Below are 20077 nucleotides of genomic sequence, written 5' to 3' on the forward strand. Positions count from 1 at the left end.
AGCTATTTACTTTAAATCGCGTCTGACGATTTTTGGTTTTTTCTGTTGCTGTTTGAGCAGCAGAGAAACGAGATTATGAAGGACTTTTTTTACCCTGTCAAGTTGATCTACCTAAAGTAGTTCTACCCAGGCAAAAACTAGTTTTTTAACTTGTCTGAAAACTGCTTCTTGAACTTGGATACCTTGGGCGCGATCACGAAATGGCAATAGCTTTGCTCGGGATGCAAGGCGAAATAATCGTCATGCATCTCTTCGGCCGGCCAAAAGGTTGCCGCCGGCAATAACTGGGTACAAACCGGATCCGCAAAACGACCGGAACGATTCAACTCGGCGATTGCCGCCTCGGCAGATGCAAGCTGCTCGGGCGATTGCACAAAAATGGCGGACTGATACTGGGGTCCCACATCATTGCCCTGACGTCCCGGAGTCGTTGGATCGTGGGTCGCGAAAAACACCTCCAACAAATCATCGTAGCGGACTAAGGCAGGATCAAATTCGATCCGCACAACCTCGATATGCCCGGTCTGCTTTGTACAGACCTGCTCGTAACTTGGATTTTGAACATGTCCGCCACAATAGCCCGACTTTACGGAAACAACCCCGGTCATCGAACCAAAAACAGCTTCGGTGCACCAGAAGCACCCACCACCAAATACGGCCACTTCATTTTGAATCGTCATGATCATTTCCAACTAACTAATCAGCAGGCTTGAGTGTCGTAATCCAACGCGCCAGCGTTAAAGCATCCTGCCTTGTCACGGACTGGGCAGGCATGGGAATCGCACCCCATCTACCCCGCCCACCTTGCATGATCGAATCTGCAAGGTATTCGACATCGGCCTGACTATTACCGTGGCGCCGGGCAATCTGCACAAAAGACGGACCAACCCTTTTGTCTTCGACCTGATGGCACCCCAAACAGGTTTTTGACTTGGCTAATGCAAATCCATCGACCGTCTGAGCCAAGGTCGGAGCGTGCAAAAAAAGACACGCTACCGATAAGGCCGTTGCATACAACTTTCTAGTCACGAAATCATTACTCGTCGAAACCGTCCGTGACCGCACCACGGCTAGCCGTACTTGCGAGACGACCAAACTTGGCAAGCACGCCACGCGTGTATTTGGGCTTGGGCTGTTTCCATACCTTGCGACGCTGCTCGATTTCCTGCTCGGACACATTCAGTTGCAACAAAAGCTTATGGGCATCGATCGTGACTGAATCACCCTCGTGGATCAAGCCGATCAATCCACCGACATATGCCTCGGGCGAAACGTGTCCGACAACCATTCCCCATGTGCCGCCGGAGAAGCGGCCATCGGTAATCAAGCCCACCGTTTCGCCAAGTCCCTGACCAACCAGCGCGGAAGTCGGGGCGAGCATTTCACGCATGCCGGGACCACCTTTCGGGCCTTCATAGCGAATCACAACGATATCGCCATCCTTAATCTGACGAGCCATGATCGCTTTCATCGCATCGTCTTCAGAGTCGAAAACACGGGCAGGCCCTGTTATTGCGGGGTTCTTCAATCCCGTAATTTTGGCAACCGCGCCCTCAGGCGAAAGATTACCCTTCAAAATCGCCAAATGCCCATGGTCATACATGGGGTTATCGATCGAACGAATAACCTGCTGACCGGCAGGAGGCTGATCCGGAACATCTTTCAACAATTCAGCAACGGTTTTGCCGGTAATCGTCATGCAATCGCCGTGAATCAAACCCGCGTTGAGCAAAATTTTCATGACTTGCGGAACACCACCGGCCTGATGCAAGTCAACAGCCAGAAATTGGCCCGACGGCTTCAGGTCGCACAATACCGGCACACGCTTGCGAATGCGTTCGAAGTCGTCAATCGTCCACTCTACCTGCGCGGCATGGGCGATCGCCAGAAAATGCAATACGGCGTTGGTCGAACCACCAAGCGCCATGATCACCGAAATGGCGTTTTCAAGCGACTTGCGCGTAATGATGTCGCGGGGGCGACGATTATTACGCACGGCATCAACCAAGACGCGCGCGGCCTCGCGAGCATTGGCGATTGCTTCACCATCCTCGTTGGCCAAGGTGCTTGAATATGGCAATGCCATACCCAACGCTTCGAAAGCAGAACTCATCGTGTTCGCTGTGTACATCCCGCCACACGAACCTGTTCCCGGAATTGCTTTTTGTTCGATCGCCTTGAAATCTTCCGTACTCATGCGCCCCATGGTGAACTCACCAACAGCCTCGAACACGGACACGATGTTGAGATCTTTGCCTTTGTAATGTCCGGGCTTGATGGTTCCGCCATAGACATAAATCCCGGGCACATTGGCGCGAGCCATGCCGATCATGCCGCCAGGCATATTCTTGTCACAACCACCAATCACGACAACACCATCCATCCACTGACCATTTACGGCGGTCTCGATGCAATCGGCAATCACTTCACGCGACACGAGCGAATATTTCATCCCTTCGGTACCCATAGACATGCCATCGGAAATGGTTGGCACGCCAAACACCTGGGGGTTTGCCTTGGACTCTCTGATCGCCTCGATTGCAGCGTCGGTCAAAGGCTGCAAACCGCTATTGCAAGGGGTAATCGTCGAGTGTCCATTCGCAACGCCAATCATAGGATTGGCAAAATCAGACTCCTTGTAGCCCATGCCGTAATACATCGCACGGTTCGGTGCACGCGTGATTCCCTCGGTAATATTTTTTGAACGATCGTTATTTGCCATGATGAATGAATATCCAGTGTTGTTTCACAAAAAACTGTGGACTAAAAGGTGAATCGTACTCTTCAGATGAGTCGCTGCAAACTGTCCGACCCGAAATACAAGAGTTATTATCGAACATCTTTAATTTGATGGCTTGACATGCTCCAGTTTCCTCAATTCGATCCGGTGGCGATTCGCCTTGGCCCCCTTGCCGTACATTGGTATGGATTAATGTACTTGCTGGCATTTGGTTCGGCCTGGGTACTTGGTCGCTGGAGAATTCAGCACGGCAAAACCCGCCTGACGCTACGCGACCTCGAGGATGTCATCTTTTACGGTGTATTGGGCGTCGTTGCAGGAGGGCGGTTAGGCTACGTCCTGTTTTACAAGCCAGGCTACTACCTGAGCCATCCTCTTGAAATCTTCTATCTTTGGGAAGGCGGCATGTCCTTTCATGGCGGGCTCATCGGTGTGCTGGTCATGATGCTCTGGTTTGCGCGCAGCCGTGGCTACAAGTGGCTTGAAGTCGGTGACTTTATCGCCCCACTCATCCCGACAGGACTTGCCGCAGGACGGCTTGGCAACTTCATCAATGGCGAACTGTGGGGGCGTCCAAGCGATTTGCCTTGGGCGATGATTTTTCCACAAAGCGGCGACGGAATCGCGCGACACCCATCCCAACTCTACAACATCGGACTTGAAGGGGTTTTCCTGTTTATTCTGCTCTGGTGGTTTGCGAATAAACCGAGACCAACCGGTCAAGTAAGCGCAATATTTTTGATTGGATACGGCAGCGTCCGATTCATAGAGGAATTCGCTCGGCAACCCGATGATTTTCTTGGGCTGCTTGCCGCAAACTTATCGATGGGCCAGTGGCTATCGATTCCGATGGTGATCGCCGGATTGTTGATGTTTGCGTTATGTGCAAAAAAAAGCTGATTCCCTTCTTGAGGAATCAGCTTCATTTACATCCAAACCAGTGACGCACTGCTCACTGGCTGGCTCTCGAATAATTGCCCCGCTTGTGCCGTTCAGGTCGGCATCTCGAACCTAAGGTTCAAGTCGGCCACGTTGTGTTGATTTCGAGTTCGTCTGACAAGAGACGAACATGCCCACTCAACAAGCTCGCAGCCTATGTATGCCATAAGCATTGGTTCAGAGAATATATGACCTGGTCACGAACACAGCAGGGACAAACTTTAAATTCAGCGCGATAGAGCGAATGCGGAATCCAAAATCGCGTTCATGTCGTCAATTTTACGCTTGAAGTCACCCACCGCCAAGCCCCCAAGCGGGCCATCGGGAGCACGCATCGATAAAAGCTCGACTGCGATCTGAATGGCCGCCATCACGGCAATTCTTTCATTGCCGGAAATTTTACCGCTGCCCTGAATACGGCCTGCCAACTGGCTGACATGCAGTGCTGCCGCATTCAAAGCCTCTTTTTCTTCAGGCGGACATGCCAAAGAGTATTCGCGCCCGAGAATGGAAATGTCGACACGTTCCATTAGTGCTGCTCCTCATGATGACCACCTGGCAAGCGCTCGAGAACGGCATCAATACGCTCTTTTGCCTGAATCGTCGCAGCACGCAAAGCACTCACCTCATGGTCACGAGACTGCAACTGAGCTTGCAAATTGGTGTGCTCTTGCTTGAAGAGATCAAGCGACCCCTGAAGCGCCTGATTTTTGGCTGTGCTTTGACTGCGCAACACCTCGATTTCGGCCTCGTAAGCATTGACTTTGATACCTAAAGCCTTGGCTTGCACATCCTCTTGAGCAAGCTTTTTTGCTAGAGCATCGCGCTCGGACTCGACCTGGGCAAGTCGAGTTTGCAAGGCTTTACGGTCGGCAACAAGCTGCTGAGTTTGCTCAACCAGCTTTTTCAGACGTTGGGATAAAAAATCGAGATCATCAAGCATGGCACTATCGTAAATCAAAAAATGCAAGCTTAGTTAAGGATTCAACATTTTGCATTTCGAAAAAATAGCAAAAATGAAAGAAATGACATTATTTACACCATCAGTCAGCTTCGAGTAAGAATTGTCTCATTTTGTACATAAACAAAATGTCATTTTGATGAGCAAGCTCAAACTCTTGCGCCTTTATTTGATTTTTCTGCCTTTCTCTAGGGAAAACCCCACTGATTAGGGGTTAGTTCAGGGTTTGCATTGTCGCTTCTCTCAATTACCATGCACTCCTCAGTTTATCGAGTGCATTAACCTGATCGGCTCAAGCCCTCGAAGTACAGAAAGAACACTCGGTGCAAAAACACCGAACTATCGATTTTCAACAAAACTCTGTTAGCAGCGCAGTCAAGGAGCTACTTACCATGCAGCTTAGAAATAAACAGGATTTCTGGTCGGGGGTGATGTTCATCCTGCTAGGGCTGGGATTTGCCTGGAAGGCAACCAGTTATTCAATGGGTACCGCCGCCCGAATGGGACCCGGTTATTTCCCGCACTGGCTTGGAATTCTCATGGCCATCCTTGGCTTCGTGATTCTTCTTTCCTCCTTGAGAAAAAAGGCGGAAAAAACTGAGGTCGACCGTTTCGACTTCAAGATTCTGGCCATTATCGTTGGCTCGATCGTTCTCTTCGGTTTCGTCCTGCGTCCTTTGGGCCTGGTTGTCTCCCTTTTCCTGTTGGTTGCCTGCAGTAGCTTGGCAAGCCACGAGCACAGCTGGAAAGTATCGATTCTCAACTCGATCTTTCTAACGCTTCTTTGCTGGTTGGCTTTTGTCAAAGGTCTCGGCTTGGTGTTCCCAATTTGGCCAGCTTTTCTCGGTATGAATTAAGGAGCCGACTTAAATGGACTTACTCAATAATCTAATCGTCGGTTTCGGCGTCGCGTTTACTCCCGAGAACCTCTTTTACGCACTGATGGGTTGCCTGTTGGGCACGCTCGTAGGCGTTTTGCCGGGCTTGGGTCCTGTGCCAACAATCGCAATGCTGCTGCCCATTACGTACCAGCTGCCCCCGATTGCCGGTCTGATCATGCTGGCCGGTATTTATTACGGCGCACAATACGGTGGATCAACCACAGCTATTCTGGTTAACCTGCCAGGTGAAACGTCATCTGTTGTGACGACGCTAGACGGTCACGCCATGGCGAAAAACGGTCGGGCCGGCGCGGCTCTGGCTATCGCCGGACTGGCTTCGTTCTTTGCCGGTAGCGTTGCCACGCTACTTTTGGCTGCGTTTGCACCTCCTCTGGCCGAAGTCGCTTTCAAGTTCGGCCCTGCCGAGTACTTCTCCCTAATGGTTCTTGGTCTAGTTGGTGCCGTGGTTCTGGCTTCCGGCTCGCTGATCAAGGCGATTTGCATGATCTTGCTCGGTCTGCTGCTGGGCATGGTCGGTACGGACGTTAACTCGGGTGTTGCACGCTTCGACTTTGGCGTACCTGAACTGCAAGACGGCCTGGACTTTGCGATCGTGGCGATGGGCGTATTCGGTTTTGCCGAAATCATGACCAACCTCGAACAGAAAGAGAACCGCGTTGATTTGACCAGCACGATGGGGTCGCTTTACCCGAACATGCAAGAGTTCAAAGAGTCTTGGCCTGCTGTTGTTCGTGGCACGGCGATCGGTTCGGCTTTGGGTATCCTGCCGGGTGGTGGCGCAGTACTTTCCTCGTTCGCCTCTTACACGATGGAAAAGAAACTGTCCAAGCATCCCGAGCGTTTCGGCAAAGGCCATCCTGCAGGTGTTGCAGGCCCTGAAGCCGCAAACAACGCTGGTGCGCAGACATCATTTATTCCTCTGTTGACCTTGGGCATTCCCGGCAACGCTGTGATGGCGCTGATGGTTGGCGCGATGACCATTCACAACATCCAGCCTGGCCCTCAGGTCATGACCAGCCACCCTCAGTTGTTCTGGGGTCTGATTGCCTCGATGTGGATCGGTAACCTGATGCTGGTGGTTCTGAACCTCCCGCTCGTCGGAATCTGGGTCAAATTGCTCAAAGTGCCCTATCGCATTCTGTTCCCTGCGATTCTGGTGTTCTGTACGATTGGCGTGTATTCGCTCAACTACAACACCTTTGACATTTTCACCACCTCTTGCTTCGGCATCATCGGCTACCTTTGGTCGAAACTGAAGTGTGAAGGCGCCCCGCTGTTGCTGGGTCTGGTGCTGGGTCCCCTGATGGAAGAAAATTTCCGACGCGCATTGTTGCTTTCACGCGGCAACTACATGACATTCCTGGATCGCGGTTTGTCGGCATCTCTGCTTGCAATCGCCGTTCTCTTGGTGATCATCGTTGCGCTGCCTTCGGTCAAGAAGAAACGCGAAGAAGCCTTCGTGGAAGAGGATTGATTCATGGCAAGCATCAACGCCAGAACGTACGAGCCATCAAAACCCCGCAAGGTCGCGTTTTTAGGCCTGGGGGTCATGGGCTTGCCCATGGCTGGCCATCTTGCCAAAGCAGGTCATCAGGTTACGGTGTACAACCGTAACGCGCAAAAGGCTCAATCATGGGTCAGCGAATTTGGCGGTCGTGCCGCTGCTACGCCTCGCGAAGCCGCTCAGGGCGCTGAAATCGTCTTTTCCTGTGTCGGCAACGACGATGACCTCAGAAGCGTAGTGCTCGGTGAGAATGGTGCGTTCGCGGGGATGCCGGCCGGATCAACTTATGTTGACCACACAACAGCGTCCGCTTCGGTTGCGCGAGAACTCCATGAGATTGCGAAATCGAAAGGCCTGCGGTTTATTGACGCCCCTGTTTCAGGTGGCCAAGCAGGCGCGGTCAATGGCATGCTCACCGTCATGTGCGGTGGGGATGCCGCCGAATTCGCGGCCGTTAGCGATGTCATCGCAGCCATGGCGCGTGCAGTGACACTTGTAGGTCCTGTCGGAGCTGGTCAACTAGCCAAGATGGTCAATCAAATCTGTATTGCCGGTCTTGTTCAGGGCTTATCCGAAGGCATCGCCTTTGGACAGGCTGCCGGCCTGGACATGAAACAGGTACTTGATGTCATCAGCAAGGGTGCAGCGCAAAGCTGGCAAATGGAAAACCGTGGCGCAACCATGGTGGACGATAAGTTCGAATTTGGCTTTGCAGTTGACTGGATGCGCAAGGATCTGAGCCTGGTCATGGACGAGGCGCGTCGTAATGGCGCCCGCGTCCCGGTAACCGCTTTAGTCGACCAGTTCTACGCGGATGTTCAAAAAATGGGTGGATCTCGTTGGGATACTTCCAGCTTGATCAAACGACTTCGTTAAAGTCCGCAGCCCAGTCATATGAAAAAAAGGCAGTGCAAGCGCACTGCCCTTTTTTTTGGATTGAACACAATTGAACTCAGCGAATAACACCCTCGTCCGGCATCAAGATACGCGAATCGGACTCAATTTGGCGCGCTTCTCCAGACCTTCTGAAAATCAGGGGTGCCAACTCGTTCAGGGCCTGCGTGTAAACACTGCGCTTGAACTCGATCACAGACTCAAGGGAAACCCAATAATGGCTCCAGCGCCACGCATCAAACTCGGGGTGAGGCGTAGCGCGCAGGCAGACATCATGATCCCGGCCAACCATGCGCAACAAAAACCAGATCTGCTTCTGGCCTTTGTAATGGCCACGCGACTCGCGCCGGATAAAGGTATCCGGCACGTCATAGCGCAACCATTCTCTAGTTCGTCCCAAAATCTGCACATGGTCGGGTTTCAAGCCGACCTCTTCGTGAAGCTCGCGAAACATGGCCTGCACCGGGCTTTCCCCGTGCTTGATGCCACCCTGAGGGAACTGCCAGGCATGTTCCCTGATACGCTTGCCCCAAAAGACCTCGTTTCTATGATTGACGAGGATGATACCGACGTTGGGACGGTAGCCTTCGCGATCAAGCATGGCTAGTTCCAACGAATTCAATACAATTGCACTTGATTATACGTACCTGTCGGCTTTTTTGCCCTAATCAAATTTAGTATTTACACATGCGCGCATCCGCTTTTCATCTCAATACCCTTAAAGAGGCTCCTAACGAGGCCGAAATCGCCAGCCATCAACTGATGTTGCGTGCGGGCATGATTCGCAAACTTGCAGGAGGTGTCTACAACTACATGCCAATGGGGCTGCGCGTGATTCGCAAGATCGAGCGCATTATCCGCGAAGAGATGGATGCCGCAGGTGCCCTCGAATTGCTCATGCCAGTGGTACAGCCCGCCGAACTTTGGATGGAGTCCGGACGCTGGACCGAGTACGGTCCCGAACTGCTTCGCATTAAAGACCGTCATGGCAGGGACTTTGTTCTGCAGCCAACATCCGAGGAAGTCATCACCGATATTGCTCGCAATGAAATTCAAAGCTGGCGCCAGCTACCAGTCAATTTCTACCATATCCAGACAAAATTCCGTGATGAGCGTCGTCCACGCTTTGGCGTGATGCGGGGACGCGAATTCACCATGAAAGACGCCTACTCTTTTGATCGCGATGTAGAGGGCGCCCAAAAGAGCTATCGCATCATGTACGACGCCTACATGAAGATCTTTAATCGCATGGGTTTGACCTTCCGCGCGGTCTCTGCGGATACGGGATCGATTGGCGGCTCGCAAAGCCACGAATTCCAGGTGATTGCCGACATCGGAGAGGATCTGATTGTTTATGACCCAGAGTCCGACTATGCAGCCAATATCGAATTGGCTGCCGCACCCTGTCTGATTGCGACGCGTTCACCGGCCAGCTCCCCCATGACATTGACCCCTACCCCTGGTGCAAGCAAATGCGAAGCTGTTGCCGAATTACTCGGAATACCGCTTGCCAGCACGATCAAATCCATCGTGCTGGCGACCGATCCCGAAAAGGGACCGGCTCAAATCTGGTTGCTTCTTTTGCGTGGAGATCATGAGCTCAATGAAATCAAAGCCGGAAAGATTGAGGGCCTGAATAAGGGTTTTCGGTTTGCAACCGAATCCGAAATCATTGACACTTTTGGCTGCAAACCCGGTTATCTCGGTCCGGTCGGTACAAAGCGATCCGTTAAAGTCATAGCAGATTTGACCGTTTCAAACATGCATGATTTCGTTGTCGGTGCGAACCAAGAAGACGCTCACCTCACGGGGGTGAACTGGGGTCGCGATCTACCCGAGCCGGATTTGATCACCGACTTGCGCAACGTGGTTGTCGGCGATACATCGCCCTCCGGCAAAAGCAAACTGGCCATCCAGCGGGGAATTGAGGTCGGTCATGTATTTTATTTAGGCACAAAGTACTCGAAGGCGCTTAACGCCACTTTCCTGGACGAGAGCGGCAAGCCCGCACTCATGGAAATGGGTTGCTACGGGATTGGCGTTACCCGCATTGCCGGCGCCGCTATCGAACAAAATCATGACGAACGAGGCATCGTGTGGCCACGTGCCATTGCACCCTTTGAAGTCGTTGTCTGTGGTCTCGGATGGGGTAAAAGCGAAGCCGTTCGGGAAGAATCCGAAAAGATTTACAACGCGCTCAAGACAGCGGGTGTCGACGTCATTCTTGACGATCGAGATCAACGCCCGGGGATTATGTTTGCCGAGTGGGAACTCATCGGAGTGCCGGTTCGAATTACGGTTGGCGACAGAGGCCTGAAAGATGGCATTGTGGAAGTGCTTTTGCGCAAGGAAACTGAAGCCGCACGGGTTAGCCTATCGGACTGCATCAACGAAACACTTGCTAAACTTGCATCCGTTTAATGACGCAAATCCCTTCACCCGCATTTCGTCATCGACTTGAGGTCCGTGTTTATTATGAAGACACGGACGCAGGGGGGGTCGTGTTTTATGCCAATTATCTGAAATTCATGGAGCGAGGTCGCACAGAATGGCTCAGATCGGTCGGCGTGAACCAATCCCAGGTGGCGAGAGATTTTGAGCGAATATTCATTGTCGCCGGACTAGATATCAAATATCTGAGACCGGCTCGACTCGATGATGTGCTTCAAATCGACAGTGCGGTCACACGAATGGGCCGAGCTTCGTTACACTTCGCACAGTCCGTTTCCCGAGATGGGGAACTTCTGGCTCAAAGCAACATCCAGATAGGTTGCGTGGATACGGTTAAGATGCGTCCCGCAGCGATTCCGGAAATTGTGAGATCCAAATTTGTAGTAACTACCCAGGAATAAGTCATGCCTTTTACCCCTGAGATGTTGGCACTATCACCACTACTGCTTGCAAACGCAAACGGCGCTCCGTCGGCATCGGATATGTCGATGCTATCGCTCGTGATGAACGCCAGCATTCCCGTACAACTGATCATGCTGATGTTGATCGTTATTTCGGTCATTTCCTGGACATTCATCTTCGCAAAACGTGCCACGATCAAAAAGTCACTGGTGCAAACGCGCCGCTTCGAGGATGATTTCTGGTCGGGCGGCGACTTGGCGATGTTGCATCAGTCCATATCCACTCGTCGGGCGGAACAAGGCGCATTAGCCAGAATCTTCGACTCGGGCATGACAGAGTTTTTGAAAGCCCGTCGCGCGGCCGGACCTACCGCCGATGTGTCGATTACCTTGGATGGGGCGCGACGTGCCATGCGCGCCGCCTATCAGCGCGAAATGGATGAACTGGAGTCGCACCTTAATTTTCTGGCCTCTGCAGGCTCAGTCAGCCCATACATCGGATTGTTGGGTACTGTATGGGGAATCATGCACGCCTTTGTAGGCTTGGCCAACGTTCAGCAAGCAACACTTGCCTCTGTTGCCCCCGGTATTGCCGAAGCCTTGATTGCAACGGCTATTGGCCTTTTTGCGGCGATCCCGGCGGTAGTCGCCTACAACCGCTATACACATGACATTGACCGTCTATCGATCAGATTCGAGACCTTTGTCGACGAGTTTCTGAACATTCTGCAACGGCAGGTGCGCTAATGTCCTCGGTTCGGTCAAGTTCCGGTCGATCAGGCCGGAAGCTTAAAAACGACATTAACGTCGTTCCCTATATCGATGTGATGCTTGTGCTGCTCGTGATCTTTATGGTCACAGCACCCTTGATCACTCCTGGAGTCATCGAATTGCCCTCGGTTGGTCAGGCTTCGAATGTGCCCCAAACTCCCATTGAGATACAGATTGCCGAAGATGGCAAAATTTCTTGGCGCAAACGAGAAGCCGGGTCAACATATCAACCGGTGGAACGCAGCTCTTTGGCTCAGACCATTTTGTCTGAACTCAAGCCGGATCAACCTGTGGTGATTGCCGCAGACGGTAAAGTGCCATACGAAACCGTCATGAAGGTCATGGACGATCTGCGCACCAACGGAGTGACAAAACTTGGCCTACTGGTTGATCAGAAAGGCAATTCGAATAACGCCCCGAAATCAGGCGGCAAATCCAATAAACGTTAAGGCTCATATGCGCATCCGATGCGCAACTTCACCAAATTAATGACTAAACACCAAGATATTGCCACTCGCGGCCCGATTTTGCCGCCCAGACAAACGCTGAACTGGCGTGCGTTGGGCATGGCTCTGGCTGCGCATGGACTGCTGGTGTTGGCGCTCGTGTTAAACCTTGACTGGAGAACGGAAGCGCAAGGGCCGATGCAAATCGAACTCTGGGCCGACGGCAATAGTCCTGTGAGCCCGCCGCCACAAGCTTCCAAGCCTGTCCCTCAACCCGAAGCCAAGCCCGAGCCACAGCCTGAGGCCGAGGTGCCACCGCCACCGCCACCACCTCCGCCACCTCCCCCACAGCCCCCTGCGCCGGCAGTGACCGAAACCCCCAAGGCTGAAATCGATCCTGAAATTGCGCTTGAAGATGAGCGCAAGAAGAAGCTCGAGAAAGAGCGCCTGGCCAAAGAGGCGGAAGAAAAGCGTAAAAAAGAAGAAGCTCGCAAAGAAGAGTTGAGAATCAAACGCGAAAAAGAATTGGCTGAAAAGAAGGAACGCGAGCGTCTGGAAAAAGAACGCCTGGAAGCTGAACGCCTTGAAAAGGAAAAGAAGGCTAAAGAAGAAGCCATAAAGAAAGCCGCTGCCGAAAAGAAGGAAAAAGAGGAAAAGGCCAAGAAAGAAGAAGCAGCCAAAAAAGCCGCCGAGGACAAGAAAGCCAAGGAGGCAAAGGCAGCGGCTGACGCAAAGGCCGCAGCCGATAAAAAAGCCGCAGCTGACAAGGCGCTGAAGGATGCATTCAGAAACGACGCAATGGGCGTAGCAGGCATCCCGGGTGGAACAGCGGATCGAAATCAATCCGGTGGCGGTCGTGATAGTGGCTATGCCGGGAAGGTCCGCCAGTGCATTCAGCCCCAGGTTTCATATCCGACCCCTGCCAGAAGCGGATCGGCAAATCCGACTGTTTCTTACATTGTGCGGTTAAAATCGGACGGAACAGTTTCCGGCCTTAACCTAAAGAAATCTTCAGGTATTGCCCAGTTTGATGAAGCAGTCGCTAAAGGCATCCGGCGCTGCGATCCATTTCCCAAGCCTAGCACGGGCGGCTATCCAGCCGATGGCATCGAAGTGATTTACCAGATGTACGACTGACAGGAGAAATGAATCCATGAAGTTTGACAGTCCCGTTACACCTCGTCTGGCAACCGCGCCAAACGTAGCTCAAATGATTCGAACCGTTTGGATGAAATTCCTTATGGTTTTGAGCGCTTGCCTGGCTTTGCCGGCGGCGCACGCGCAGTTACGCGTCGACATTTCCGGGGTGAGTGCCCAACAATATCCGGTAGCGATCGCTGACTTCAGTGGGGATCCGGCGGGGCGTCAGATTGCAGAAATCATTCGTGCCGACCTGACCAGAACCGGTCAGTTTCGTCTGATCAACGCAACTGGAGCCGCACTTACCGTAGACACTCCGATCGCATATGACGAATGGCGAGGCAAAGGTGCCGACTTTATCGCCTATGGCACGGTGGTTCGCAGCGGCGACGGTCGCTACGAAGTTAAGTACCGACTGGGTGATACAACCAAAAAGGGACAACTTGATGGTGTCGCATTTACCGGCACCGAGAAAGAGTTGCGTCGTATTTCCCACCAGATTGCCGATCGCATTTATGAAAAAATTACCGGCATCAAGGGCGTATTCTCAACCCGTATTGCTTACGTCTTGAAGCAAGGCGGGACATACGAATTGCAAATCGCCGATGCCGATGGCCAAAATCCCCAGGTTGCCCTGCGTTCCCGCGAGCCGATCATCTCGCCTGCTTGGTCGCCTGATGGCAGCCGTCTGGCTTACGTAAGCTTCGAATCCGGTAAGCCAGTCGTCTATGTCCATCACCTCGCAACCAGCAAGCGCCAGCCCGTTGCTAATTACAAAGGTAACAATTCGGCTCCTGCTTGGTCACCCGACGGCAAGTCCCTTGCCGTGGTGCTCACTCGCGATGGTTTATCCCAGATCTATGTCGTGAATTCCGCCGACGGCAGTGGGTTGCGCCGCATTACGCGGTCACCGCTCATTGATACCGAGCCGACTTTCAGCCCTGACGGCGGCTCGATTTACTTTACAAGTGACCGCAGCGGCAGCCCCCAAATTTATCAAGTTGGACTAGGTGGCGGCGAACCTCGTCGCGTCTCTTTCAACGGGGGTTACAATATCTCACCAAGAATTTCTCCAGATGGCAAAACGTTGCTTACTGTTACACGTCGAGACGGTTCATATCGTGTCGCGTCGCTGAATCTGGCAAATGGTTCTGAAACCCTTCTTACCGAAGGACGTGATGACCAATCACCCAGCTTCGCACCCAATGGTATGCAGGTGTTGTATGCCGCTGTTCAGGGCGGCCGTAGCGTTCTGGCAGGCGTATCCAGCGATGGACGCGTTCGCCAGACACTTTCGGTGCTGAACGGCGAAATACGCGAACCCACCTGGGGCCCGTTTCCCCAATAATTTGTTGAGTCTCCCCACGAAGGAAATATCATGACCTCGCGCATCACAAAAGCTCTTTCCATCGCTGCACTGACTGCCACGCTGGCTGCATGTAGCTCCGTCAATCTTGATGACAAAGCCGGTGCCGGTGGCGCAGGCAGCGCCGATGGTTCGGGCGTGATGGATCCCTTCAACCCGAACAGCGTGCTGGCAAAACAGCGTTCGGTTTACTTCGACTTCAACAGCTATACCGTTGGCGAGCAGTATCGCAACACGGTTGATCTGCATGGTAAATACCTGGTCGCCAATCCGCAGCAGCGTGTAACAATCGAAGGCAACACCGATGCCCGTGGCGGTGCGGAGTACAACTTGGCCTTGGGTCAGCGCCGCGCGGAGGCTGTTCGTCGCATGTTGACGCTGATCGGCGTGCCTGACACACAGGTCGAAACTATCAGCTTTGGTAAAGAGAAGCCCAAAGCACTGGGTGATACAGATGCCGACTACGCAGAAAACCGCCGTGCGGATTTCAGCTACAAGCGTTAATCTTCCGGTTGCTGTTTAGTTTTACATAAGGCGGCTCATGGCCGCCTTGTTGCTTTAACGAGGATGGACATCATGCGCTTTAAATCTTTTTCCTTACGAACTGCAAGCTCCAGCATTCTGCTAGCCTGCAGTTTCATGACTTTCACCCAGACTGCCATGGCTTTCGCCGATGACGATGCGCGCAAAGCAATCGTCGATTTACGCCAGCAAGTCAAAAACATGCAAGAAGCCAATCAGCGTGCCCGCATGCAACTGGCCGATCAAATCGAAGCACTCGAACAGGAAGTAGCTCGACTGCGAGGCGAAATGGAACAGCTTGGCCGCCCGGGTGGCTCGCAAGGAGGTCGTGCAGCTGAAGCCAAGGCAAATGATCCCCGCGAGCAAGCCGCTTACGACCAAGCGATGGAAGCCTATCGCAAAGGACAGTATAAAGAGGCTACGACAGGCCTGATGAACTTCATGGTGGACTTTCCGGATAGCCCTCTGACCCCATCAGCGCTGTTTTATCAGGGCAGTAGCCGATATGCCCAAAAGGACTTCAAAGGAGCGATTACGCAACTTCAAGGTATGGCGCAAAAATATCCTGACCATCCTCGTGCACCCGATGCACTCATGATCGTTGCTGGCTCGCAAATCGAACTGAACGATCGTGCCGCAGCCAAAGCGACACTACAGCGCATTGTCAAGACATATAAAGGCACGCCTGCGGCGGATACGGCAGCAAAACGCCTCCAGTTACTGCAGTAACTTCTTGCTTATCTTACGCGCCACCTGGGCCTGCTCAGGGGCGCGTCAAAAGCAAAATCGCCACACCGGCAACGATCAAAATTGTGCCGAACATTTCTTGACGCGTGCCTTTGTTCAAAAAGACACGCCACGACAAAATTTGGGCAAACAGAACTTCAACCAGTCCAAGCGTGCGCACGTTTGCCGCCGCGGTCAGGGCAAAGCCCAAAAACCAGCCCTCGGATGCCGAGGCGCCAAGCAATCCACCCCAGATAGAGATTCTCCATGCTTTGAGACACTGGATCATTGCCTCACGATGGAAAATGGTCATCCATGCACCAAGCATCACGGTCTGGATGCCTAATCCGCAAGCCAGTGTAAAAGACGAATGGGCTAGAAAATGTCCATCACCCAATGCAAGAATCGCACCACGGAAAGTCACGGCTGCCACGGCAAAACTTGCGCCAGCCAACAATCCCAGAACGACGGGTCGCCAGTTGCCTGTTTGATTTTCGGTTTTCGCGACGGGCTTGCGCGCCATGATCGTCACGCCCACTGTCGCCACCAAAATTGCAAACATGCCTAGCCAGGATATGTGGTCACCAAGCACAACCAATCCAAAAACAGCTACCTGCACCGGCTCAGTCTTGGTCCAGGCAGTGACCACCACAAACGCGCGCTGCCTCATCGCTGCGAGCATCAGCGCGGTTGCAGCTATCTGACTGACAGCACCTGCCAACGTAAACATCACAAAATCGGAATGAATGACAGGCCATTTCGAGCCGGTGGCCCATAGCGCCAATGCGGCAAATAGCACTGCGAAAGGAAAGCCGTACAGAAATCTCACCTGAGTTGCGCCTAGCGTTCCTAGCTTTTCCGTCAAACTGCGTTGAATTGCATTGCGCCCGGCTTGCGCTGCGGCGGCAAAGATCGATGCAGGAATCCAAAGCCAAGTCCATTCGTGCACAACAATCCCCTTATTATTTATTTTGAAATCACGCCAAGCCGCGCACTACATTCTACATACTTGTTCGTTCACCCATAAAAAAACGCCGGACGATTTGTCCGGCGTTTTTTTTCGGTATCGATCCGAACCGAGGTCCGGATCCGAAACAAGCGTAAAAGCTTAGAAGCCCATACCGCCCATTCCACCCATACCGCCCATGTCGCCACCGGGCATACCGCCTGGAGCGGGCTTGTCTTCAGCCAGTTCGCAAACAGCGGCTTCGGTCGTCAGCAACAAGCTAGCAACGGAGGCTGCATTTTGCAATGCTGTGCGGGTGACTTTGGTCGGATCCAGCACGCCCTGCTCCACCAGATCGCCGTACTCGCCGGTCGATGCGTTAAAGCCGTAGTTGCCTTTACCGTTTGCAACGTTGTTAACCACAACGCTTGGCTCATCGCCGGCGTTGGCAACGATCGTGCGCAGTGGCTCTTCGATTGCGCGCAACACCAGCTTGATACCGGCTTCCTGATCACCGTTGTCGCCCTTAACCTGAGCAACTGCGGCGCGGGTGCGAATCAGAGCAACGCCACCGCCGGGAACAATACCCTCTTCCACAGCAGCGCGAGTTGCGTGCAGCGCGTCTTCGACACGTGCTTTCTTCTCTTTCATTTCGACTTCGGTGGCAGCACCGACGCGAATCACGGCAACACCGCCAGCCAGCTTGGCCACGCGCTCTTGCAGTTTTTCACGATCGTAGTCGGAAGTGGCTTCTTCGATCTGGATACGAATCTGCTTGACACGTGCTTCGATCGATTTTGCATCACCGTAACCGTCGATGATGGTGGTGTTTTCTTTGCCAACTTCGATACGCTTAGCCTGACCGAGTTCAGCCAGTGTTGCTTTTTCAAGCGACATGCCGGTTTCTTCGGAAATAACAGTACCACCGGTGAGGATGGCGATATCTTCAAGCATGGCTTTACGACGATCACCAAAACCAGGCGCCTTGACAGCGGTAGTCTTCAGAATGCCGCGGATGTTGTTCACAACCAGCGTAGCGAGTGCTTCGCCTTCGACGTCTTCTGCAACGATCAGCAAAGGACGGCTCGACTTGGCAACCTGCTCGAGTACGGGCAACAGATCACGAATGTTGCTGATCTTCTTGTCGAAAATCAGAACATAAGGATCGTCCAGTGCCGACACTTGCTTGTCAGGATTGTTGATGAAGTAGGGCGACAGGTAGCCGCGGTCAAACTGCATACCTTCAACGACGTCGAGTTCGTTGTCGAGCGACTTGCCGTCTTCGACAGTGATCACGCCCTCTTTACCCACTTTGTCCATTGCGTCGGCAATGATCTGACCGATCGACAAATCGCTGTTAGCCGAGATCGAGCCGACTTGAGCGATTTCCTTGGTCGTGGTGCAGGGCTTGGACAGCTTCTTGAGCTCTTGTACGGCAACGGCAACAGCCTTGTCGATACCGCGCTTCAGATCCATTGGATTGATGCCGGCGGCAACGTACTTCATGCCTTCGACAACGATCGATTGAGCCAAAACGGTAGCAGTGGTCGTACCGTCACCGGCGTTGTCGGACGTCTTGGAAGCCACTTCCTTGACGAGCTGAGCGCCCATGTTTTCGAACTTGTCCTTCAGTTCGATTTCTTTCGCAACTGAAACGCCGTCCTTGGTGACGGTGGGGGCGCCGAACGAACGCTCGAGCACAACATTACGACCCTTCGGGCCGAGGGTGGTCTTAACAGCATTGGCGAGGGTGTTCACGCCACGGACGATACGTACGCGTGCGTCATCACCGAATAAAACTTGCTTGGCAGCCATTTGAATTTCCTTCGTATTCTGTCAATTACTGGATCACGGCGAGGATCTCTTCCTCGCGGATGACGAGAACTTCTTCGCCATCGACTTTTACGGTCTGGCCGGCGTATTTGCCGAACAGGACTTTGTCACCGACTTTGACGTCCATCTTCAGGACTTTGCCATCTTCGGTTTGCTTACCGGGACCAACAGCCAGCACTTCACCTTGGTCGGGCTTTTCAGCCGCGCTTTCAGGGATAACGATGCCCGAGGCAGTTTTGCGCTCGTTGTCCAGGCGTTTGACGATCACGCGATCGTGCAGGGGACGCAGGGCCATGTAGAACTCCTAAATTTCAGTAGTGATGGGTTGTAGAAAAATTTGGCGCGACGCTATTCAACGTTTAATTGTTAGCACTCACATCCATTGAGTGCTAATTATAGAGACTGTTTTATGCATTTCAAGGGGTATCGAAAGAAATTCCGACTAATTTACTCAACATTAAGTTAGTTTTTGTGCCGCAATGCGAATTCTGATACCGTATTGAGCAAAACAAAGGCCAACTGGAGACGCTTTTATGAATATCACTCGAAGACTGATGATGATCGGTTCTATATGTACCGCTCTAACGCATCAAACAATTTTTGCTCAAACTACCGAAGATTATCCAAATCGCCCCATCACTATCGTCGTGCCATTTACTCCGGGCGGCGTAACGGACATCACCACGCGACTGATTGGTCAAAAAATGAGCGAAAAACTCAACCAGACCGTCATCATCGAAAACAAGCCGGGAGCGGGAGGCAACATCGCGGCATCTTATGTCGCGAGATCACCTGCCAACGGGTACACCTTGTTTCTGGCTACGATCGGCACACATGCGATCAATCAGAATTTATATAAAACCATGCCCTATGATGGGGAGAAAGATTTCGCCCCCTTGTCAAGACTCGCGGTATTTCCGAACTTGCTGGTTGTACCCGCCAACTCGCCCTATCAGACCGTCAGCGATCTGATTATTTTTGGCAAAAACAATCCGGGCAAATTGACTTTCGGCTCCCCCGGAAATGGAACATCATCCCACCTGTCGGGCGAGTTGTTCAAACTCATGACAGGGGTGAACATGGAACATATTCCCTACAAGGGAAGTAGTCCGGCCAATGCAGACCTCATCAGCGGACAAATCAGCCTGATGTTCGATGCGATACCCTCTGCTTCAACCAATATCAAGGCAAACCGCACCCGCGCACTGGCGATTACATCAAAGGACCGCAATGCCCTACTCCCTGAAATTCCAACGCTGGATGAATCAGGGGTGAAAGGCTATGAACTGATTGCATGGGTCGGGCTAGTCGCGCCCGCCGGCACGCCTCAACCCATCGTTGACAAACTGTACAAGGTCATTGCAGAAGTACTGGCCAGTCAGGAAGTGAAGGACAAGCTGTTGTCGCTTGGTGCAAATGCAGCGCCACAAACCCCGAAGGAGTTTGCGGGCTACATCAAAGAAGAGGCGGCAAGATGGCGCAAAGTGATTTCAGAAGCGAAAATCTCAATCAACAACTGAGTGCTATTAATCGGG

At 52.6% G+C, this 20077-nt stretch carries 22 protein-coding genes and 1 other RNA gene; 13 read left to right on the forward strand and 10 right to left on the reverse strand.

The features are described 5' to 3' along the window. Positions 1–137 precede the first annotated feature (137 nt). The 3 genes from msrA to ilvD are packed head-to-tail and all read right to left on the reverse strand — an operon-like array spanning position 138 to position 2722. Positions 138–680 (reverse strand): peptide-methionine (S)-S-oxide reductase MsrA, encoded by a 543-nt coding sequence (gene msrA / locus G3I67_RS08230; RefSeq protein WP_203583588.1) that lies wholly within the window; start codon positions 678–680, stop codon positions 138–140. Positions 681–696: 16 nt separating this feature from the next. Then, a complete protein-coding gene (locus tag G3I67_RS08235; RefSeq protein ID WP_311197071.1) occupies positions 697–1029 on the reverse strand; it encodes a c-type cytochrome in 333 nt (110 codons plus the stop codon). Positions 1030–1036: 7 nt separating this feature from the next. Beyond that, positions 1037–2722: a dihydroxy-acid dehydratase gene (gene ilvD, locus G3I67_RS08240; RefSeq protein ID WP_163654160.1), complete on the reverse strand. Its 1686-nt coding sequence runs from the start codon at positions 2720–2722 to the stop codon at positions 1037–1039. 138 nt (positions 2723–2860) lie between these two features. Between ilvD and lgt the strand changes: the two genes are divergently transcribed. Beyond that, on the forward strand, positions 2861–3640 hold the full coding sequence (lgt, locus tag G3I67_RS08245; protein WP_163654163.1) for a prolipoprotein diacylglyceryl transferase: 780 nt from the start codon (positions 2861–2863) through the stop codon (positions 3638–3640). 72 nt (positions 3641–3712) lie between these two features. Here lgt and ssrS read toward each other — a convergent pair. The 3 genes from ssrS to G3I67_RS08260 form a co-directional block, all read right to left on the reverse strand. Beyond that, a non-coding RNA gene (gene ssrS / locus G3I67_RS08250) (6S RNA) lies at positions 3713–3897 on the reverse strand. A gap of 9 nt (positions 3898–3906) precedes the next feature. Continuing rightward, complete coding sequence (locus G3I67_RS08255; protein ID WP_163654166.1) at positions 3907–4209, reverse strand: cell division protein ZapA; 303 nt, start codon at positions 4207–4209, stop codon at positions 3907–3909. Beyond that, positions 4209–4622 carry a hypothetical protein gene (locus tag G3I67_RS08260; RefSeq protein ID WP_163654169.1) on the reverse strand — a complete coding sequence of 138 codons (414 nt, stop codon included), beginning with the start codon at positions 4620–4622 and terminating at the stop codon, positions 4209–4211. The genes G3I67_RS08255 and G3I67_RS08260 overlap by 1 nt, the downstream gene beginning before the upstream one ends. 410 nt (positions 4623–5032) lie before the next feature. On the opposite strand from G3I67_RS08260, the gene G3I67_RS08265 reads away from it, so the two are divergent. From G3I67_RS08265 to G3I67_RS08275, 3 genes are read left to right on the forward strand one after another with little or no spacing between them, the layout of a single operon-like run. After that, a complete protein-coding gene (locus G3I67_RS08265) occupies positions 5033–5497 on the forward strand; it encodes a tripartite tricarboxylate transporter TctB family protein (RefSeq protein ID WP_163654172.1) in 465 nt (154 codons plus the stop codon). 13 nt (positions 5498–5510) lie between these two features. Further along, complete coding sequence (locus G3I67_RS08270) at positions 5511–7016, forward strand: tripartite tricarboxylate transporter permease (protein WP_163654175.1); 1506 nt, start codon at positions 5511–5513, stop codon at positions 7014–7016. Between the two features lie 3 nt (positions 7017–7019). Further along, positions 7020–7922, forward strand: coding sequence for an NAD(P)-dependent oxidoreductase (locus tag G3I67_RS08275; protein WP_163654176.1), 903 nt, complete (start codon positions 7020–7022; stop codon positions 7920–7922). Positions 7923–7998: 76 nt separating this feature from the next. On the opposite strand, the gene G3I67_RS08280 is transcribed toward G3I67_RS08275, so the two are convergent. After that, a complete protein-coding gene (locus tag G3I67_RS08280; RefSeq protein ID WP_163654177.1) occupies positions 7999–8541 on the reverse strand; it encodes an RNA pyrophosphohydrolase in 543 nt (180 codons plus the stop codon). A gap of 86 nt (positions 8542–8627) precedes the next feature. On the opposite strand from G3I67_RS08280, the gene G3I67_RS08285 reads away from it, so the two are divergent. The 8 genes from G3I67_RS08285 (at position 8628) to ybgF (ending at position 15766) form a co-directional block, all read left to right on the forward strand. Beyond that, on the forward strand, positions 8628–10361 hold the full coding sequence (locus G3I67_RS08285) for a proline--tRNA ligase (protein ID WP_163654178.1): 1734 nt from the start codon (positions 8628–8630) through the stop codon (positions 10359–10361). Continuing rightward, positions 10361–10792, forward strand: coding sequence for a tol-pal system-associated acyl-CoA thioesterase (gene ybgC / locus G3I67_RS08290; protein WP_163654179.1), 432 nt, complete (start codon positions 10361–10363; stop codon positions 10790–10792). The genes G3I67_RS08285 and ybgC overlap by 1 nt, the downstream gene beginning before the upstream one ends. A gap of 21 nt (positions 10793–10813) precedes the next feature. Beyond that, positions 10814–11539, forward strand: a complete 726-nt coding sequence (gene tolQ / locus G3I67_RS08295; RefSeq protein WP_163654749.1) for a protein TolQ — start codon at positions 10814–10816, stop codon at positions 11537–11539. Beyond that, positions 11539–12012 (forward strand): protein TolR, encoded by a 474-nt coding sequence (gene tolR / locus G3I67_RS08300; protein WP_163654180.1) that lies wholly within the window; start codon positions 11539–11541, stop codon positions 12010–12012. Before tolQ ends, tolR begins: the two co-directional genes overlap by 1 nt. A 39-nt stretch (positions 12013–12051) precedes the next feature. Next, entirely contained in the window at positions 12052–13146 is a 1095-nt protein-coding gene (tolA, locus tag G3I67_RS08305; RefSeq protein WP_163654751.1) for a cell envelope integrity protein TolA, read from the forward strand. Positions 13147–13219: 73 nt separating this feature from the next. Beyond that, a complete protein-coding gene (tolB, locus tag G3I67_RS08310) occupies positions 13220–14497 on the forward strand; it encodes a Tol-Pal system beta propeller repeat protein TolB (protein WP_163654753.1) in 1278 nt (425 codons plus the stop codon). Positions 14498–14527: 30 nt separating this feature from the next. Continuing rightward, positions 14528–15019, forward strand: a complete 492-nt coding sequence (pal, locus tag G3I67_RS08315; protein ID WP_163654181.1) for a peptidoglycan-associated lipoprotein Pal — start codon at positions 14528–14530, stop codon at positions 15017–15019. Positions 15020–15091: 72 nt separating this feature from the next. Further along, positions 15092–15766: a tol-pal system protein YbgF gene (gene ybgF / locus G3I67_RS08320; RefSeq protein WP_163654182.1), complete on the forward strand. Its 675-nt coding sequence runs from the start codon at positions 15092–15094 to the stop codon at positions 15764–15766. A 34-nt stretch (positions 15767–15800) separates the two neighbouring features. On the opposite strand, the gene G3I67_RS08325 is transcribed toward ybgF, so the two are convergent. The 3 genes from G3I67_RS08325 to groES all read right to left on the reverse strand — a co-directional run bounded on the left by G3I67_RS08325 (position 15801) and on the right by groES (position 18837). Further along, entirely contained in the window at positions 15801–16712 is a 912-nt protein-coding gene (locus G3I67_RS08325; protein ID WP_163654184.1) for an EamA family transporter, read from the reverse strand. A gap of 159 nt (positions 16713–16871) precedes the next feature. Then, positions 16872–18524, reverse strand: a complete 1653-nt coding sequence (gene groL, locus G3I67_RS08330) for a chaperonin GroEL (protein WP_163654186.1) — start codon at positions 18522–18524, stop codon at positions 16872–16874. A gap of 25 nt (positions 18525–18549) precedes the next feature. Further along, a complete protein-coding gene (gene groES, locus G3I67_RS08335) occupies positions 18550–18837 on the reverse strand; it encodes a co-chaperone GroES (RefSeq protein WP_163654188.1) in 288 nt (95 codons plus the stop codon). 238 nt (positions 18838–19075) lie between these two features. Between groES and G3I67_RS08340 the strand changes: the two genes are divergently transcribed. Then, entirely contained in the window at positions 19076–20062 is a 987-nt protein-coding gene (locus G3I67_RS08340) for a Bug family tripartite tricarboxylate transporter substrate binding protein (protein WP_235931813.1), read from the forward strand. Positions 20063–20077: the final 15 nt, after the last annotated feature.

It is taken from the genome of Sheuella amnicola, assembly GCF_010499255.1.
Taxonomy (GTDB): domain Bacteria; phylum Pseudomonadota; class Gammaproteobacteria; order Burkholderiales; family Burkholderiaceae_B; genus Zwartia; species Zwartia amnicola.

What these genes read in the sequence shown, in the direction of transcription:
- msrA (WP_203583588.1), bottom strand. Translation starts at nt 680, where the DNA reads ATGACGATTCAAAATGAAGTGGCCGTATTTGGTGGTGGGTGCTTCTGG.
- ilvD (WP_163654160.1), bottom strand. Translation starts at nt 2,722, where the DNA reads ATGGCAAATAACGATCGTTCAAAAAATATTACCGAGGGAATCACGCGT.
- lgt (WP_163654163.1), top strand. Translation starts at nt 2,861, where the DNA reads ATGCTCCAGTTTCCTCAATTCGATCCGGTGGCGATTCGCCTTGGCCCC.
- G3I67_RS08255 (WP_163654166.1), bottom strand. Translation starts at nt 4,209, where the DNA reads ATGGAACGTGTCGACATTTCCATTCTCGGGCGCGAATACTCTTTGGCA.
- G3I67_RS08260 (WP_163654169.1), bottom strand. Translation starts at nt 4,622, where the DNA reads ATGCTTGATGATCTCGATTTTTTATCCCAACGTCTGAAAAAGCTGGTT.
- G3I67_RS08265 (WP_163654172.1), top strand. Translation starts at nt 5,033, where the DNA reads ATGCAGCTTAGAAATAAACAGGATTTCTGGTCGGGGGTGATGTTCATC.
- G3I67_RS08270 (WP_163654175.1), top strand. Translation starts at nt 5,511, where the DNA reads ATGGACTTACTCAATAATCTAATCGTCGGTTTCGGCGTCGCGTTTACT.
- G3I67_RS08275 (WP_163654176.1), top strand. Translation starts at nt 7,020, where the DNA reads ATGGCAAGCATCAACGCCAGAACGTACGAGCCATCAAAACCCCGCAAG.
- G3I67_RS08280 (WP_163654177.1), bottom strand. Translation starts at nt 8,541, where the DNA reads ATGCTTGATCGCGAAGGCTACCGTCCCAACGTCGGTATCATCCTCGTC.
- G3I67_RS08285 (WP_163654178.1), top strand. Translation starts at nt 8,628, where the DNA reads ATGCGCGCATCCGCTTTTCATCTCAATACCCTTAAAGAGGCTCCTAAC.
- ybgC (WP_163654179.1), top strand. Translation starts at nt 10,361, where the DNA reads ATGACGCAAATCCCTTCACCCGCATTTCGTCATCGACTTGAGGTCCGT.
- tolQ (WP_163654749.1), top strand. Translation starts at nt 10,814, where the DNA reads ATGTTGGCACTATCACCACTACTGCTTGCAAACGCAAACGGCGCTCCG.
- tolR (WP_163654180.1), top strand. Translation starts at nt 11,539, where the DNA reads ATGTCCTCGGTTCGGTCAAGTTCCGGTCGATCAGGCCGGAAGCTTAAA.
- tolA (WP_163654751.1), top strand. Translation starts at nt 12,052, where the DNA reads ATGACTAAACACCAAGATATTGCCACTCGCGGCCCGATTTTGCCGCCC.
- tolB (WP_163654753.1), top strand. Translation starts at nt 13,220, where the DNA reads ATGATTCGAACCGTTTGGATGAAATTCCTTATGGTTTTGAGCGCTTGC.
- pal (WP_163654181.1), top strand. Translation starts at nt 14,528, where the DNA reads ATGACCTCGCGCATCACAAAAGCTCTTTCCATCGCTGCACTGACTGCC.
- ybgF (WP_163654182.1), top strand. Translation starts at nt 15,092, where the DNA reads ATGCGCTTTAAATCTTTTTCCTTACGAACTGCAAGCTCCAGCATTCTG.
- groL (WP_163654186.1), bottom strand. Translation starts at nt 18,524, where the DNA reads ATGGCTGCCAAGCAAGTTTTATTCGGTGATGACGCACGCGTACGTATC.
- groES (WP_163654188.1), bottom strand. Translation starts at nt 18,837, where the DNA reads ATGGCCCTGCGTCCCCTGCACGATCGCGTGATCGTCAAACGCCTGGAC.
- G3I67_RS08340 (WP_235931813.1), top strand. Translation starts at nt 19,076, where the DNA reads ATGAATATCACTCGAAGACTGATGATGATCGGTTCTATATGTACCGCT.